This is a genomic window from Plantactinospora alkalitolerans (genome assembly GCF_015690345.1).
GTDB classification, from domain to species: Bacteria; Actinomycetota; Actinomycetes; order Mycobacteriales; family Micromonosporaceae; genus Plantactinospora; species Plantactinospora alkalitolerans.
Window position 1 is genome coordinate 1 of sequence record NZ_JADPUN010000009.1, and the last position, 1,032, is coordinate 1,032.

Consider the following 1,032-nt stretch of genomic DNA (forward strand, 5'->3'; position numbering starts at 1 on the left):
GCGGACGCTCTGGCGTATGTGATCTACACGTCGGGTTCGACGGGTACCCCGAAGGGGGTGGCCGTGACGCACGCCAGTGCGGTGAACCTGGCGGTGGCGCAGATCGAGCACTTCGTGGTCACTGACCGGTCACGGGTGTTGCAGTTCGCGTCGGTCGGGTTCGACGCGGCGACCTCGGAGATGCTGATGGCGTTGTGTTCGGGTGCGGCGTTGGTGGTCGCCCCGGCGGACGAGTTGCTTCCCGGTGGTGGGCTGACCGAGGTGATCGACCGGTACCAGGTGTCGCACGTGACGTTGCCGCCGGCGGTGCTGGCCACGTTGACGACCGACGAGTTGGCGTCGGTGACGACGCTGGTGTCGGCCGGTGAGGCGTTGGAGCGGACCCTGGTCGACCGGTGGGCGCCGGGCCGGCGGTTCATCAACGCGTACGGGCCGACCGAGACGACGGTGTGCGCGTCGATGTCCGCGCCTCTGGGGGTCGGGGACCGGCCGGGGATCGGCGGGCCGATCACGAACGCGAGCCTGTTCGTGCTCGACGACGGGCTGGTGCCGGCGGCGACCGGTGTCGTCGGTGAGTTGTACGTGGCCGGTATCCCGGTCGCCCGTGGTTATGTGGGCCGGTCGGGGCTGACCGCGCAGCGGTTCGTCGCCTGCCCGTACGCCCCGGGTGAGCGCATGTACCGGACCGGTGACCGGGTGAGGTGGACCGGTGACGGGCAGTTGGTGTTCGTGGGTCGGGCCGATGAGCAGGTGAAGATCCGCGGGTTCCGGATCGAACCCGGCGAGATCGAGACGGTGCTGGCTGGCTGTCCCGGGGTCGACCAGGCCGCTGTGCTCGTCCGTGACGACAGACTCCTGGCCTATCTGGTACCCACCCAGGACGAGGTCCCGACCGAACAACTCAGGACGTTCCTCGGCCAACGGCTCCCGGACTACATGGTCCCGACCACGTTCGTGTCCCTGCCAAGCCTGCCGTTGACGGTCAACGGCAAACTCGACCGGACCGCCCTACCCACACCCGACCACACCACC

At 69.0% G+C, this 1,032-nt stretch carries 1 protein-coding gene; it reads left to right on the forward strand.

Going from position 1 to position 1,032, the window contains the following annotated elements:
• Positions 1-9: 9 nt before the first annotated feature.
• Positions 10-1,032, forward strand: a 1,023-nt coding sequence (locus I0C86_RS00045; RefSeq protein ID WP_230393259.1) for an amino acid adenylation domain-containing protein, incomplete at its 3' end; no start/stop codon positions are given.